This window comes from Paenibacillus silviterrae, assembly GCF_030167925.1.
Taxonomy (GTDB): domain Bacteria; phylum Bacillota; class Bacilli; order Paenibacillales; family NBRC-103111; genus Paenibacillus_G; species Paenibacillus_G silviterrae.
The window spans coordinates 1,405,125-1,417,508 of record NZ_JASKUT010000002.1 but is presented as its reverse complement, the minus strand read 5'-3'; the positions used below and the strand labels follow the sequence as shown (position 1 = coordinate 1,417,508).

Annotated in this window: 11 protein-coding genes and 1 riboswitch; of the genes, 9 read left to right on the top strand and 2 right to left on the bottom strand. The window is 48.0% G+C overall.

The genetic code is table 11. From position 1 onward, the window contains the following. The first annotated feature begins 21 nt into the window (after positions 1-21). The 6 genes from opp1B to QMO62_RS29185 all read left to right on the top strand — a co-directional run bounded on the left by opp1B (position 22) and on the right by QMO62_RS29185 (position 5,415). Positions 22-954: a nickel/cobalt ABC transporter permease gene (gene opp1B, locus QMO62_RS29210; RefSeq protein ID WP_284646008.1), complete on the top strand. Its 933-nt coding sequence runs from the start codon at positions 22-24 to the stop codon at positions 952-954. Continuing rightward, positions 955-1,848: a staphylopine uptake ABC transporter permease subunit CntC gene (gene cntC, locus QMO62_RS29205; protein WP_284646007.1), complete on the top strand. Its 894-nt coding sequence runs from the start codon at positions 955-957 to the stop codon at positions 1,846-1,848. Positions 1,849-1,855: 7 nt separating this feature from the next. Next, the gene (gene cntD, locus QMO62_RS29200) at positions 1,856-2,698 is read left to right on the top strand and encodes a staphylopine uptake ABC transporter ATP-binding protein CntD (protein WP_284646722.1); all 843 of its coding nucleotides are present in this window, start codon (positions 1,856-1,858) and stop codon (positions 2,696-2,698) included. Next, positions 2,664-3,407, top strand: coding sequence for an ABC transporter ATP-binding protein (locus tag QMO62_RS29195; RefSeq protein ID WP_284646006.1), 744 nt, complete (start codon positions 2,664-2,666; stop codon positions 3,405-3,407). Before cntD ends, QMO62_RS29195 begins: the two co-directional genes overlap by 35 nt. Before the next feature lie 51 nt (positions 3,408-3,458). Next, positions 3,459-4,634 (top strand): staphylopine family metallophore export MFS transporter CntE, encoded by a 1,176-nt coding sequence (gene cntE, locus QMO62_RS29190; RefSeq protein WP_284646721.1) that lies wholly within the window; start codon positions 3,459-3,461, stop codon positions 4,632-4,634. A 67-nt stretch (positions 4,635-4,701) separates the two neighbouring features. Further along, positions 4,702-4,781: riboswitch (ZMP/ZTP riboswitch) on the top strand. Between the two features lie 46 nt (positions 4,782-4,827). After that, entirely contained in the window at positions 4,828-5,415 is a 588-nt protein-coding gene (locus QMO62_RS29185) for a DJ-1/PfpI family protein (protein WP_284646005.1), read from the top strand. A gap of 24 nt (positions 5,416-5,439) precedes the next feature. Here QMO62_RS29185 and QMO62_RS29180 read toward each other — a convergent pair whose 3' ends face one another. Further along, a complete protein-coding gene (locus QMO62_RS29180) occupies positions 5,440-7,566 on the bottom strand; it encodes a heavy metal translocating P-type ATPase (RefSeq protein WP_284646004.1) in 2,127 nt (708 codons plus the stop codon). Continuing rightward, entirely contained in the window at positions 7,556-7,927 is a 372-nt protein-coding gene (locus tag QMO62_RS29175) for an ArsR/SmtB family transcription factor (protein WP_284646003.1), read from the bottom strand. The genes QMO62_RS29180 and QMO62_RS29175 overlap by 11 nt, the downstream gene beginning before the upstream one ends. A gap of 277 nt (positions 7,928-8,204) precedes the next feature. Between QMO62_RS29175 and QMO62_RS29170 the strand changes: the two genes are divergently transcribed. The 3 genes from QMO62_RS29170 (at position 8,205) to QMO62_RS29160 (ending at position 12,345) form a co-directional block, all read left to right on the top strand. After that, positions 8,205-8,768 carry an RNA polymerase sigma factor gene (locus tag QMO62_RS29170; RefSeq protein ID WP_284646002.1) on the top strand — a complete coding sequence of 188 codons (564 nt, stop codon included), beginning with the start codon at positions 8,205-8,207 and terminating at the stop codon, positions 8,766-8,768. Further along, positions 8,752-10,035 (top strand): hypothetical protein, encoded by a 1,284-nt coding sequence (locus QMO62_RS29165; protein WP_284646001.1) that lies wholly within the window; start codon positions 8,752-8,754, stop codon positions 10,033-10,035. The genes QMO62_RS29170 and QMO62_RS29165 overlap by 17 nt, the downstream gene beginning before the upstream one ends. 123 nt (positions 10,036-10,158) lie before the next feature. Next, the gene (locus tag QMO62_RS29160; protein WP_284646000.1) at positions 10,159-12,345 is read left to right on the top strand and encodes an S-layer homology domain-containing protein; all 2,187 of its coding nucleotides are present in this window, start codon (positions 10,159-10,161) and stop codon (positions 12,343-12,345) included. Positions 12,346-12,384 lie beyond the last annotated feature (39 nt).

The window sequence follows — 12,384 nt, the reverse complement described above, 5'->3', positions numbered from 1 at the left end:
AAATAGGATAGAGGTGCGTCAATGGGAAGATATATCATCAAGCGGCTATTCATGTCCATTCCATTGCTTTTAACGATTACATTTGTAACGTTCATCTTCATTCATTTATCTCCAATGGATCCGGCTGAAGTAGTGCTGCAAGCACAAGGAGTACCCCAAATTACGGAGGAGTTAATCGCTCTGACAAAGGCGGAACTCGGCATGGATAAGCCGTTTCTGGTTCAATACATTACTTGGCTCCTTGCGTGCATGCAGTTGGATTTTGGATATTCCTATGTTACAGGCCAGCCTGTGTGGTCATTGGTAGGTCCGGCTTTTCTGAATACGTTCAAGCTTACGGTAGTTTCGGTTCTTGTCATTATTGTCCTTTCTATTGGACTAGGCGTGTTATGTGCATGGAAAGAAGGAAAGTTATTTGATAAATCCGTTAGAGGCGTTAACTTTTTCCTGACGTCCATGCCTTCGTACGGACTGGCTGCGTTACTGATCTGGTATTTCTCCGTAGAACTCGATTGGCTACCGACAAGCGGGATGGAATCGTACACGAGCTATATTTTGCCGATTAGTGTCATTGCGATCAATTACACCGGTGTATATTTTCGAATCGTAAGAAGCTCTATGTTAAGCAACCTGCATGAGGACTATGTATTGTACGGTAGGGCTTGCGGACTGACGGAAACGAAAGTAACGATGCGTATACTAAGAAATTCAATGCAGGTAGCCATCTCGGTTTTTTGTATGGCAATTCCTATTATTCTGGGGAGCACGGTCGTTGTGGAAAACGTGTTTGCATGGCCCGGTCTAGGGACTTTAAGCGTGAAATCCATTCTAAGCAGGGACTTTCCGCTTATCCAAGCCTATGTTCTTGTGCTGGCGGCAGCCTTTGTTGTGTTCAATACCGTTTCCGATGTGATCCATGCTGCAGTGAACCCTAAGCTAAGAAAGGAGTTTTAGATGATACGGTTAAACAACCTATTCAAAGATAAAGTCGCAGCGGTTTCTTTATCCATACTGGCTCTAACGATGCTTGCCGGATTATTGGCCCCTTGGGTTGCGCCGCATGACCCCGGAGAAGTCCATATGGAGCTTCGATTTGCCTCCGCATCATGGGAGTACTTATTGGGCAATGATCATCTTGGTCGGTGCATCCTATCCAGATTAATATACGGAATCCGTCCCAGTGTGTTATGGGTACTGTTTGCTTTAGCTCTAACTATCTTATTCGGGGGAGCAGCAGGTTTCATTGCGGGCTATTTCCGGGGGAAAATAGATGCAATTTTGATGCGAGTTTGTGATGTAATGCTTTCTTTCCCGGGATATGTCATGACTTTGGCGGTTATCGGCATTCTTGGCGTCGGTTTTGAGAATATTCTCATCGCGTTTGTCTTGTCCAAGTGGGCATGGTTTGCTCGCATCATTCGGACCTCGGTAATGCAATTTGCCGAATCGGAATATGTCAAATTCTCCAAAGCGCTAGGCGTGAAGGATAGTAGAATTATGGTAAGCCATGTTCTGCCGGTTGCCATTCCCGATATTGCCGTTATAGCAAGCAGCTCCTTCGGGTCCATGATTTTGCAAATATCAGGCTTCTCCTTCCTCGGTTTAGGGATTCAGGCTCCTCATGCGGAATGGGGTATGATGCTAAATGAGGCGAGGGAGGTCATGTTCTCGCGTCCTGAACTCATGCTAGCTCCTGGCTTAGCCATCATCGTGACCGTATCGGCCGTTAACTTTTTGTCTGATGCGCTTCAGGTTGCTTTAGATCCTAAACTTATGACCTCTAAGAAGGTGACTCCAGATCACGCAATAGGATCCGCTACCAGGCTTAAAGAAAGAGAGGTGGCCTAACCGAGTGATGAACCTATTGGAGGTTGCAAATTTGAAAATTTGGAATCGTGAAACCGGGGAAGCGATTGTTCGTGATAGTTCCTTTCATGTTAAAGAAGGAAGCTGTCTTGCTATCGTAGGAGAGAGCGGCAGCGGCAAGTCCGTAACCTGCAAGGCGATTATGAGATTGAACAAAGCCGGGCTCCGCCAATCGGGGGACATTTGGTTCAGAGGAGAAAGCTTGACCACACTTACAGATAAGGGAATGCGGAAGAAAAGAGGGAAACAGATCTGCATGATTATGCAAAATGGCATGCGCGCATTCGATCCCTCACGCGTGGTTGGCGTTCACCTTAAGGAGACTCTCGAGCAGCATTACGGCTGGAGCTGTGAGGAAATAACGAATCGAATGAAGCATGCCATGGAAAGCGTAAGGTTGATGAACCCCATTGAGGTGATGAACAAGTATCCGCACCAGATTTCCGGGGGGATGCTGCAGCGGGTAATGATTGCTCTATCCATCGTATTGGAGCCTGACATCATCATCGCTGACGAACCGACAACAGCACTCGATACGGTTTCACAATACGAGGTTGTCGAGCAATTTGTTCAGCTGCGGGAACGGATGGGCTGCTCCATGATATTCGTCTCACACGATTTGGGCGTTGTTAGAAAAATGGCCGATGAAGTTTTGGTCATGAAGGATGGAGTCATTGTTGAGAGAGGGACAACGAAAGCCGTTTTTTTCGATCCGCAGCAGGAATATACCCGGTACTTAGTATCCACGAAGCAAGCGATACATCAGCATTTTACGCAAATTATGGGGGGTGTCGGCATTGCTGAGCGTTCATCGTGTGGAGAAATCCTATAAACAAGGCGGATTGTTCTCATCGAAGAGACAGCGTGTATTGAAAGGCATCAGCTTCGAAATGCAGCCCGGGGAATGTCTCGGCATTATCGGAGAAAGCGGAAGCGGCAAATCCACATTAGGGCGGCTGCTGCTGGGTATTGAAAAGCCGGATGAAGGCTCGGTTCTGTTTGAGGGAAAGAGTGTAGGGGACCGAAAATCCAGATGGGGAAACATTAGTGCCGTATTTCAAGACTACACCTCTTCCATCAATCCCTTCTACTCGGTGGAGGAAGCCATCATGGAGCCCTTGAGGATGAGAAAATATAGCCCAAAAGAAAGACAAAGCAAGATTGATCTGTTATTGCATCAAGTGGGACTTGATCCGTCCTATCGAAAAAAATACCCTCATGAGCTTTCCGGGGGAGAGGCTCAAAGGGTCTGTATTGCACGCGCTGTTTCCACGGAGCCGAAATGCATTATTTTAGATGAAGCCATCAGCTCTCTGGATGGGTCGGTACAAATACAAGTGCTTGAATTGCTAAGGAGCTTGAGGAAAATGTACAGCATGGGATATATTTTCATAACTCATGATATACAGGCTGCAGCCTATCTATGTGATAGGGTCATGATCATTAGAAATGGGCAGATCGAAGAGATGGTTACTATAGGAGAGCTTAAAAACGTTCAGTCATCGTATGCGAGAATGCTGCTGCAGATGATTATCGCGTAATTTGATTTGGAAAATTGGATTGCAAATTCAATAGAGACAGGAGCAGGAGATGTGAGGGGAGCCTTGTCATGGCCTTTTCTGCGGTTATATCTGTTAACTCTTTGTTACTTCAGCGCCAACTCCATACTTAATGTCATCATTCCATTGAAAGGGGAGTCACTAGGCGCTGCGAATTCTACCATCGGGATCGTCATGGGAGCTTATTTGTTGACCACCATGCTTTTTCGGCCGTGGGCAGGCCACATGATACACAAGCTTGGCCCTATTAAAGTACTGCGCACAATTCTTGTCATCAATGGGATTGCATTAGTTCTGTACACGGTTACCGGATTGGGAGGCTATTTCGTTGCGCGTATTCTGCAAGGGATGTGCACGGCTTTCTTCTCCATGGCATTACAGCTGGGCATTATTGATGCGCTGCCGGACAAGGATCGTTCCCAAGGCATTTCGATGTATTCCTTATGCTCCTATATGCCTGGAATTTTTGGTCCCTTACTGGCCTTAGGCATTTGGCAAGCCGGGGATATGAGTTATTTTACAGTGACCATGATTACCTTAGCGATTTTAACAGGAATTGTGGGCTACAGCGCCAGGTTGGAGAGGAAAGAGGCTGATCCTGCCCCAACTCAGGCAGTGCAAGGGTTTGCGATGTTCAGGTCCTACGGCGAGCTGGTTAAAAACCCGTACTTGTTCCAATGCAGCGTCTTGATGTTGGTTGCCTCTATTGTGTTTGGAGCTGTTACAACATTTATTCCATTGTACGCGGATCAAATACAAGGCGGCAATGCGGGGATTTATCTCATGCTTCAAGCAGGTACTATCGTCTTGTCGCGATTCACGCTTAAAGGCAAAATTCCTTCCGACGGCAGGTGGCATTCACCTTTCATTATTGGAATTATGCTCATAATGACGGCAGCTGCGCTAAGCGTAAGCTTATCTGTGGCGTTTGGAGTGTATTTATTCTATGTAGGCGCTGTATTCATGGGAATCGCACAAGCGCTCCTCTATCCTACGTTAACAACGTATTTGACGTTTGTTCTGCCGCAATGGAATCGCAATGTGCTCATTGGTTTATTTATTGCAATGGCCGATTTAGGTGTTTCTCTGGGTGGAATTATCATGGGCCCTATCGCCGATCTTTCCTCCTACTCATTTATGTATACGGTTTGCTCTATGTTAGGCATAGGTATGATCATATTTGCCTATGGTCGACGAAGTGTAATCTAATTTTCAACCTAGGTGAATTAAATATTGTAATATTCAGATATTTCTGATATAAGTGGATTAGGAATGATTTGGTATGTGTTACTGGCGTAAACGTGGAGAACCACGAGGGAGCACATATTTCATATGCCGTACGCCTGGGCAAAGTATTCGGTTATTGACCGAATACTTTTATTCTTTTCTGGGAGATGATGATATGGAACAGGTACGGCAATGTAGAAATGTAGCGATTTTGATTTATGAGAATGTTGAGCCTCTGGATTTTGTAGGACCGTTTGAGGTTTTTATTACGGCAAGTAATCGTGGGAGAGACTTCAAGGTATACACTGTGGCACAATGGAACAGCCCGGTAAGAGCTATTGGGAGTTTAAGCATAAATCCAAACTATACTTTGGATACATGTCCTAAACCGGACATTTTGGTTATACCGGGCGGCTGGGGATCAAGAAAGGAAATGCTCAATGAAAGCCTAACAACGTGGATCAAGGAAACATCAAACGATGTTGAAATCGTTCTGTCCGTTTGCACGGGAGCTTTGATCTTAGCAAAAGCCAACTTGCTGGATGGACTGAAAGTAACAACAAATCGTTCAGCTATTCATGAGTTAAAAGAAGTGGTGCCATCATCCACAGAAATTGTACCGGAAGCCCGGTTCGTTGATAATGGAAAAATGGTATTGTCCGCCGGTGTATCTGCGGGCATAGATGCTTCTTTGTACGTTGTAGGAAAGCTGCTGGGCGAAGAGAGAGCAAAGAATACAGCCATGATAATGGAATACGATTGAAACCGGCAATGAAGGGCTGCAGGTTTATTTGTCGTGCACACGCAGCAAGCGTAAACTATTGAGCGTCACAATCAAGGTTGCCCCCATATCGGCAAAGATCGCCATCCATAACGTGAGCCAGCCTGGAAGGATTAATAGCAGCGCCACTACTTTGATACCGAGCGAAAAAGTGATGTTTTGCTTGATGATGGCAAGCGTTCTTCGGCTGAGGCTCATGGTGTAGGGCAGCTTGCTCAAATCGTCCCCCATCAAGGCGATATCGGCTGTTTCCAAAGTGGTATCGGTGCCGGCTCCGCCCATCGCTATACCAACAGTGGATGCGGCAAGAGCAGGAGCGTCGTTCACCCCATCGCCGACCATAGCCACATTACCGTACTTTGAGCGAAGCGTCTTGATATATGCTAATTTGTCCTGCGGCAGGAGCTCTGCATTGACTTCGGCGATGCCGAGCCGCTTGCCGATGGCATCTGCTGTGGCTTTGTTATCGCCGGTCAGCATGATGGTTTTCTTGATCCCGAGCTCATGCAGCTTTTGAATGACATTTTTGCTGGAGTCCCTGATCTCATCGGCAACTGCTATGAGCGCAAGGATCGCGCATTGTGTCCCAAGCACCATGACCGTTTTCCCTTGGTTTTGCAGTTCCTTAATGCTTCTTACCGCTTCTGGATCAACTGCCGTATGCAGCTCACTGAATAGCTTTGGGCTGCCGATATAGTAGATCTTCCCTCCTAAGCTTCCCTTCACGCCTTTGCCGGTGATGGAGCTGAAGTCATCTACAGCTTCGTTATAATCAACCTGCTCCTCTTCCGCTTTCCGCAATATTGCGGAGGCCAACGGATGCTGCGAGCCTTTTTCCAGAACGGCTGCGATTTTAAGCAGCTCATGCGGACTGCCGCCAAAGGAAACGAAATCCGTGACCTGCGGAACTCCTTTGGTCAGCGTTCCTGTTTTGTCAAAAGCGACTGCAGAGATTCGACCTGCCTCCTCCAGATGAACACCGCCTTTGATCAGCACGCCGTGTTTTGCTGCATTACCGATCGCAGTCACAATCGAAACCGGCGTGGATATCACCAATGCGCAAGGGCATCCGACGACGAGCAGTGCCAGGCCTCTGTAAATCCATTCGCCCCAAGCTCCGCCAAACGCCAGCGGCGGAATGACGGCAATGAGCAGAGCAGAAATCACAATAGCCGGCGTGTAGTATTTCGCGAACCGGTCTACGAATGCTTGTGAAGGTGCCCGCTCGGCTTGCGCTTCTTCCACCAGATGAATGATTTTCGAGATCGTGGTGTCTTCAACAGTTTTGACTACCTTCACCTCGAGCAAGCCCTCTTCATTCAGCGTGCCGGCAAATACGTCATCACCGATTGTTTTTGTCACCGGCATCGATTCGCCGGTAATGGCTGCCTGGTTCAAGGTCGAGCTCCCTTTGATGACGACACCGTCCATGGCTAGCTTTTGACCGGGTTTGACGATCATCACATCACCCGCGACGATGTCATCGACGCTGGCTATAAGCTCAGTGCTGCCGCGGCGAATGAGCGCTTCCTTTGGCGCGATGTCCATCAGAGAACGAATGGATTGCCGGGCTTTTTCCATGGAGTAACGCTCTAACACTTCGCTGATAGCAAAGAGAATGACGACGGTCGCACCTTCGCCCCACTCACCAATCGCCGCTGCGCCGATGATGGCGACCGTCATGAGGGTGTTCATATCAAACTGCAGCCGAAACAGGTTCTTGATGCCTTTTTGAAAGAGTTCGTAACCACCGGTCACAATTGATGCTGCATAAACAAGGGAGGAGACCGTGCTTCCTTCATCATACAGCTCACCTAGAATGTATCCTGCGGCCAGAAGCAGTGCCGATACAAGCACATTCCAGTTTGTTTTCCAGAACGGTTCGTTCTTTTCGATCACACGCTGTTTTTCCGGCGTAATCCTTAAGTTTTCAAATGCCCCGGCTTTCTCCAGCTCTTCCACGGTAGTGCTCCCGTAAACCGTAATTTTGGCTGCACCGAAATTGGCCTGAGCATCCCGCACTCCGGGGAGAGATTTCACATTTTTCTCAAAGATGCCGGCGCAGTTTGTACAGGTAAATCCTTGGACGCGGTATACGTTTTTGTCTTCTCCTTGCTGCGTATTAGGTTCCACTGATAATCAACTCCTTGCTATGGGTGGAAGCGAGCATAATGAGCTGCCGTACATGTTCATCTTCTAGGGAATAGAACGCGAGCTTGCCTTCCTTCCGGTATTTCACGATATTTAACTTTTTGAGTGTTCGAAGGTGATGCGATGCCGTCGCCAGGGAGGACCCAATCACATGAGCTACATCACAAACGCACATTTCATCTTCCTTACAAAGTGCGAACGCCACCTTCATTCTCGTTTTATCGGCAAGCGCCTTAAACATGCCTGCCATGGCTGGAAGGTCCTGCTGCTTCAGCGCCTGCTGGACACGGCTGACTTTGGCTTCGTCAAAACAATACAGCTCACATGTATCTTTTTCGGTCATAATAATTCTCCAATCACTCAAATAAGCATTTGATTATAATATTATACTACTTCTGCGCTTCTATTCAGTCAAATGTTTGTTTGATTATGATTACACACTCCGTCAACTCGTCAGAGCCTCACGCAGCACTCGATATTCGTAAAATAGCACCCAGTTGATGACAAGATTTTAACAGTAGATTATTTAAAGCCAATTTCGTGGTAAATTTTATACAATACTGCTGTGGAAAAATGAACTAATTATGTGAGTTGTTCGTCTAATAGTCGAGGTGGCGGGATTGGAATCTAATGTGAATTTGGATTATTTAAGATATTTATCAGAGAGCTCCGATAAAAAAGCCATCTTTGAAGAGCTGATGGCTGCCTATGGGAAAGATGTATGGAATTATGCCTTTAGCATGACGAAAAAATGGGATCAGGCGGATGATATCACACAGGAAGTGTTTTTAAAGGTATACAGAAACTTGTACTCCTTCCGAAGCGAGTCCTCCGTGAAAACATGGATTCTGACGATAACCCGCAATATGACGGTCGACTACCGGCGTTCGGCATTTTACCGCAAGGTGACCTTAATTGATTTCCTTACAAATTCCTCAGTGACTTCCTCTGCGGAACAAGAGGTTATTGATCAATTCGCAGTCAATGATTTGTGGAAAATGGTACTGGAGCTGCCGCTCAAATACCGTGAGGTGCTTATATTATACGCTCATTATCAATTATCGATGAAGGAAATGGCTTCAATACTTGGGATAACCGAAGGAACAGTAAGATCTCGTTTATTTCATGCTCGAAAAAAAATGGCGAAAAAGAAGGAGAATCAGAGTCATGAAGCAGATCGATGACGAGTTGAAAAATGGCTTGGCTAACGGACCGCTTACCCGAAACGGGTTCTCCGACACATTAAAAAAACGCATAGTTGAACGAGCGAACGAGCAGGAAAGTAAATCAAGAAAGTGGTTTCCGTGGTTCCGTATGGTTAGTGTCTCGCTCTTAATAGTTGCTGCTTTCCTGTCGATAGAAATGCAAAGTAAATGGGGGAAAGGACCCGTCGATACAGGCGAAGAACAGCGCTCATTCAAGGATTCATCGGCCTCCCCTTCATTCGGATATTCGTATGATCAAAATGAAGTGGAAATCCAATCCGCTGTGTTAATCGGATTAAGGCAGGATCACCCATCAGCTTCAGGTATGCCGGAGTACAGCTCATACCGAACGGTATTGTTAGCCGATAGAGAAGGAGAACTGCAAGCCCTTGCGCAAGGAGAAGGGATCTTAATGCCATACAAGACGGATTTTCTCAAAATCGCACCGCAGAAGCAGGTAGAGGGAAATGAAGAATCATGGAGACTTAATGCTTCGCTTGCTTCCCTGTCTAAAAAGCCTGAAGCATTTGATACAAAGCCGGCCAAGCCCCTAAAGACAACGGAGAAGCTGCTTTTCGCGGGGAACCGTTACTTGTCGGTCGCCCAATCCATGCGGCATGTCGAGGGGGGCAAGGAAGTTCGATATGACTACGTGTGGGTAAAAGAAGTCCAGGATTTGATGCAGGAGAAATCCAAACAGAATCCGGCTCCCGCTCAAGATTCTCATCTCTCATTAAACAAGCTATACGGTGCATCGGTACAAGCCAAACTGATGGCCTTAAACACCAATTCACAGCAAACCTCTAATAACGGCGCTATGAAAGGTGCCCAGATCGAACCCGGTGAAAGCTGGGCCATCGTGCGTGAAAGAGGTCAATGGGTTCCGCAGCTTGCCCTATATTCCATGAACGAGCAGAACAATGCTTACCATTACCGGCTCCATGACATCTCCTTGGACCTGCCGGACTCAGTCGTTTCTTACGATCGGCTGACAGTGGATTGGAGCGAAGTCCGGCAGGTTCGTCCGGATGCGAAGGATGCCTTCACTTCTCCTAAGCGAGAGCTGGTCGGTATCGTGTCGGACAAGGAACTTACCGTTTACTCGTATGATATGAAGATAAGCTCCCGCCCATTGATAACATTGCCATTAGCCGCAGGGGAGTCCGTCGTGATGATCCAGTGGGCTATCGACGCTCCGTACATTGAGATGTGGAAAAACAAAGCCGTCACTCTTTTAAGTGAGTAAGAAGCAAGAGGAAATTTTTTTTACAACCCCTCCATATTATGGTAAGCACTCGAAAGATTGTAGTATTCGCTCTAAGTATACTTCATATCTTGCTCTTATCTTATTTAAAGGGGAGATTTCGGGATGAAGCGCTTTCCAATGAAAAAGCTTGTCATTACCGGCTTGACGGCCGCCATGGTACTTGGCGCAGGCACCAGCGCGTTTGCAAAGGATTCAAAGGACTGGAAAGACGATTGGAAAGATTCTAAGCATAACGAAAAGAAACAAAATAACGGCAACGGTCGGCAAGGGCAAAGAGGAAATCTTGATTTTAAGGATATTCAAGGCAGAGACATGGAATGGGCTTTGCGATACATTGCCAGCCTCGCGTCAAGAAATATATTTGATGGCTATTCCGACGGTACGTTCCGGCCGTACGAAAAGGTAACCCGTATCGAGGCGATTGCCGCAGCCGTTCGGTTGATGGGGCTGAGAGACCAGGCGGAATCCGCGGCGGAAATGCAAACCCAATTGAACTTCAAAGATGCCAAACAAGTACCATCATGGGCCGTTGGATACGTATCGGTGGCCTTGAAGAACGACCTGTTCTCCGAATCGGAAACGATGGTTCAACCGAATCAACCGTCTGACCGTTTATGGGCAACGACGCTGCTTGTCAAAGCCCTGAAGCTGGAAAGCGAAGCAAAGGCAAAAATGAACGTGAAGCTGGCGTTCTCCGACGCAGGTAAAATTCCCGCCGGCTCCATAGGCTATGTGGCTGTGGCCGTGGAGCGAGGGCTTGTGAATGGCTTCGAGGACAACACCTTCCGTCCGATGCAGCCGGTTACGCGCGCGGAAATTGCGGCGCTGCTCGACCGCGCGGGAGACCAATTGCCTGACAGCAGCGGCGGACTTGTGGTGGGCACCGTAACGACGGCGGTTGTCAATAATGTGTTGACCATTAACAAAGGCGGCCAGACGGTGTCGCTGACGCTGGATCCTAACGCATTTATTTTCCGCGGAGGAGCCAGGGTAAGCGCAACAGCACTGCAGACCGGAGATGTCGTAAGAACCCGATCTTATAATAATGTCGTTTTCTTCGTTGAAGTAACAAGCCACGTCGGGCAATGGCCGAATCAACCGGCTCAGCCGACGCTGCCATCCGGAGTAAATACCGGTACGGTCACAGCCGCCGCGGGCAATAACCTGCTCACCATTACGAACGGAAGTCAAACGGTGAGCCTGCCCCTTCACGCGGATGCGCTCTTCTTTCGCAACGGCGCACAGGTAAATGCCTCAGCACTGCAAATCGGAGATATCGTGAGCACCCGCGCTTATAGTAATGCGGTAGTATACGTTGAAGTGACAACCCCTGCCGGCAGCATCGGCACACAGCCGACATACAGCAAGCAGGTTACGGGCACAGTCGTTTCTGCCGGCAGCAATGTCTTAACGATGGTAAACGGCGGGCAGCTGGAGAACCTGGCGCTGAACAGCGGCGCCTTCATCTACCGCAACGGCTCCAAGGTAAGCTCTTCCACGCTGCAAGCAGGGGACGTTGTAACCGTGTATGCATATAATCATACGGTGGCTATTGCCGAAGTAACAAGAACGGCCGTTCAACCGAGCACCGCAAGCGGGACGATAACAGGAACCGTAGCGGTACCTTCCTACGGCAATGCTCTTGTGGTTACAAGCGGAAGCCAGAACTTCAGTCTGAATCTGGACTCGAATGCGTTTATTTTCCGCGCCGGCGGGCAAAGCGGTGCAGGCGCACTGCTGCCGGGGGACGCAATCACCGTCCGCTACTATAATAACAGCGTTATTTATGCCGAAGTGACGCAATTGGCCGGAGGCTCGACCTCTCAACCGGCCGTCAGCCAGACTACGGGAACGTTGCTGACCACCGTTACCAATAACTCGTTGACGATGCTTAACGGCAGTCAAACATCGACACTGACGCTGAATGCGAATGCGTTTGTTATAAGGAACGGCGTGAAAGCGAACGTATCCGATCTGCAGATTGGAGATATCGTTACGATCCGATCTTATAATAACGGCGTCTTTTATGTGGAAGTGACCCGCAACAGCAGCACTTCCAATCAAACCTATACCGCGGTTGGCACAATCACCGGCAAAACGCTCAACAGTCAAGGTCATCTTTCCGCCATATCCATTAATCAGAAGTATACGGACGGAACAACGCAGAACATTACCTACAGCGTATCGTCCCCTGTGACAATCTATGGCGACGCATCGAAACTTGTCTCGAATCAGCAGGTAGTACTGCATGTAACAGGCCAAACCGTGACGGCGATTTACATTCAATAAAATAGCCCGGTTACAATAGTAACGTCCCTGAACCATTCA

Coding starts and splice junctions, on each gene's coding strand:
- QMO62_RS29165 (WP_284646001.1), top strand. CDS start 8,752: ATGAAGCAGATCGATGACGAGTTGAAAAATGGCTTGGCTAACGGACCG.
- QMO62_RS29160 (WP_284646000.1), top strand. CDS start 10,159: ATGAAGCGCTTTCCAATGAAAAAGCTTGTCATTACCGGCTTGACGGCC.
- cntD (WP_284646722.1), top strand. CDS start 1,856: ATGAACCTATTGGAGGTTGCAAATTTGAAAATTTGGAATCGTGAAACC.
- QMO62_RS29175 (WP_284646003.1), bottom strand. CDS start 7,927: ATGACCGAAAAAGATACATGTGAGCTGTATTGTTTTGACGAAGCCAAA.
- QMO62_RS29185 (WP_284646005.1), top strand. CDS start 4,828: ATGGAACAGGTACGGCAATGTAGAAATGTAGCGATTTTGATTTATGAG.
- cntC (WP_284646007.1), top strand. CDS start 955: ATGATACGGTTAAACAACCTATTCAAAGATAAAGTCGCAGCGGTTTCT.
- opp1B (WP_284646008.1), top strand. CDS start 22: ATGGGAAGATATATCATCAAGCGGCTATTCATGTCCATTCCATTGCTT.